This window comes from Bacteroides sp. MSSM.1001136sp1_RTP21357st2_D2_RTP21359_211015, assembly GCF_040913205.1.
In the GTDB taxonomy this organism is placed as follows: domain Bacteria; phylum Bacteroidota; class Bacteroidia; order Bacteroidales; family Bacteroidaceae; genus Bacteroides; species Bacteroides ovatus.
Genome location: NZ_JBDFVF010000082.1, coordinates 1 through 1,348 on the forward strand (window position 1 = coordinate 1; position 1,348 = coordinate 1,348).

The window sequence follows — 1,348 nt, forward strand, 5'->3', positions numbered from 1 at the left end:
CCTATAAGCTTGATAAAAAACAGCTTTCTTACCGGATGCAGGACAACGCGTTCCTTGAAATCTCCGATATTGAAACTGCTCAGAAACTTTCTGACCGTATCAACCCGCAAGGGCTCCATAAAGTTCTCGATGTCTTTGCCAGACGCTACAGTCCCGTTCCGGAATCTCTCGGGCTGGGTTATACCTGGACGGTTCAGCAGATCGAATGTGCCACGGATATCATGTTCCGTAAGCCGGAATACCTGGCACCAATCTATGATGAAATCATCCACACTGCGATATATACTGTGAAGCCTGACAACATCGCCACTTTCCTTGGACAGCGAATCACTTATAACTGTACCAAAGAGATTGGCACAAACTATAATCAGCGCATCCTCGGAACGAGGATCAAGCACCACATGGGTGATGTGTCCATAAAAATGTATGACAAGTTTGGCTGTGTACTGCGAATTGAAAGCACCTGCAATGATATCAGTACGTTCCGTGTGGAGCGGGAAGTTCAGCATAGGGATGGAACATCCGATATTCGGAAAGCCCCTTTAAAAAAGAGTATTTACAGCTTATATCAGTTATTCACAATCCTGAAATCTGCGAATTACAGATACCTTGAATTTATCTCATCCTTTGATGATCACAGCAGCGGCAGGAAGAAATTGGATGAAGTCAGTCATTCCCGGAGGGAAAAGGAACGAACCTATCGCGGATTCAACTTTTTTGATTCTCGTGATCTGTCTGTACTGGAAGCCATCAGCAAAGGGGAATACATGACATTCGGGATACAAGGAAAACAGATCCGCCAGCATCTTCCGAAAATCACTCCGTCTGCCATGACAAGGATCTTTAAACGTCTGAAAGTCCATGGACTGATTGAAAAAATCCCAGGATCCTATAAATATTTGATAACGGCTCTTGGAAAAGAGATCATAGCTGCTGGTTTATCGATAAAAAACCTTATCCTTGTTCCGGCGCTTACATCTTGATTTTCCTGATGCCGAAATTTTGCCATTTTGCGTAGAAAATCATTTATAAGTGGCCTAATGAATTATACCATAGTTTGGAAAAATAAAAAATTATATTTCATCAACGTTTCATAAAAGGTGTGTAGAATGTTATTGAAAGTAGATATAAAATGCTATTGTGTAAAAAATAAAGGAGGAATAATTTATGAAAAAAATAGTATCAAGAGGAGCATGCCTATTACTTGCATCATGTTTGAGCTTAAACGCAGTTGGGTGTCAAAAAAGTAATGAAAACAATAAAATTAAAGAAGGACAATCCATAAGTTCTGAAGAGGCAGGCATGTCAATTAATGCAAATGGCAAAAATGAAACTTTTAAGCCATCAG

At 40.2% G+C, this 1,348-nt stretch carries 1 protein-coding gene and 1 pseudogene; both read left to right on the plus strand.

Features of this window, described 5'->3' with window-relative positions:
- A partial coding sequence (locus AB5217_RS24820; protein ID WP_368117400.1) for a MarR family transcriptional regulator occupies positions 1–983 on the plus strand: 983 nt, incomplete at its 5' end.
- 184 nt (positions 984–1,167) lie between these two features.
- Positions 1,168–1,348: pseudogene (locus tag AB5217_RS24825) on the plus strand (hypothetical protein); the annotation flags it as partial.